The 941-nt window shown below is 64.7% G+C and carries 1 protein-coding gene; it reads right to left on the bottom strand.

The window, feature by feature from the left end:
• Window positions 1-941 (bottom strand): Trk system potassium transporter TrkA (trkA, locus tag CWI66_RS17620; protein ID WP_100732390.1); only part of this gene is annotated, 941 nt, incomplete at both ends.

The raw sequence follows: 941 nt of genomic DNA, 5'->3' as shown, positions 1-941 counted from the left end.
CCCCGGCGCAGGGAGTGCACGTTGACGATATCGCCCCGGCGCACGTGGGTCAGCAGGCTGCCGATGGTGGCCTGCTGCGGGGAGATGGCGATGTCGATATCGCCACCCTGGACCAGGTCCACGTAGGCGGCGTTGTTGATCAGCGTGAGCACCTTCTTGGCCCCCAGCCGCTTGGCCAGCAGCGACGACATGATGTTCACCTCGTCGTCGTTGGTCAGGGCGCAGAAGATGTCGCAATCCTCGATGTTCTCTTCTTCCAGCAGGCGCTTGCTGGTGGCGCTGCCGTGCAGCACCACGGTGCGATCCAGCCGCTCCGAGAGCGTGGTGCAGCGCTCCAGGCTGTGCTCGATGATCTTGACCTGATGGCTATGCTCCAGATGCTCCGCCAGGCGTTCGCCGATGTTGCCACCCCCGGCAATCACCACCCGGCGGAAGTCGCGCTCCACCTTGCGCAGCTCGCTCATCACCGCGCGGATATCCCGCCGTGCCGCCAGAAAGAACACTTCGTCGTCGGCTTCGATGACCGTGTCGCCCTGGGGGATGATCGGTCGATTGCGCCGGTAGATGGCGGCGACGCGGGTTTCCACGTTGGGCATGTGCTTGCCCAGGAAGGCGAGATTCTGGCCCACCAGCGGGCCGCCGTAGAAGGCTTTTACCGCCACCAGCTGCACCAGCCCCCCGGCAAACTCCAGCACCTGCAGGGCGCCGGGATGCTCGATCAAACGGCGCACGTGGTCGGTCACCACCTGTTCCGGGCTGATCAAGACGTCGATGGGAATGGCTTCGTGGGCAAACAGGCCCTTGCGGGTAAGGTAGGCCGTGGAGCGAACCCGCGCGATCTTGGTGGGGGTGCGAAACAGCGTGTGGGCCACCTGACAGGCGATCATGTTGATCTCGTCGGTGTTGGTCACCGCGATCAGCATGTCGGCGTCTTCGCAGCC

It is taken from the genome of Halomonas sp. 141, from assembly GCF_002810305.1.
Lineage (GTDB): Bacteria > Pseudomonadota > Gammaproteobacteria > Pseudomonadales > Halomonadaceae > Vreelandella > Vreelandella stevensii.
This window is presented reverse-complemented; position numbering and strand designations above follow the sequence as displayed.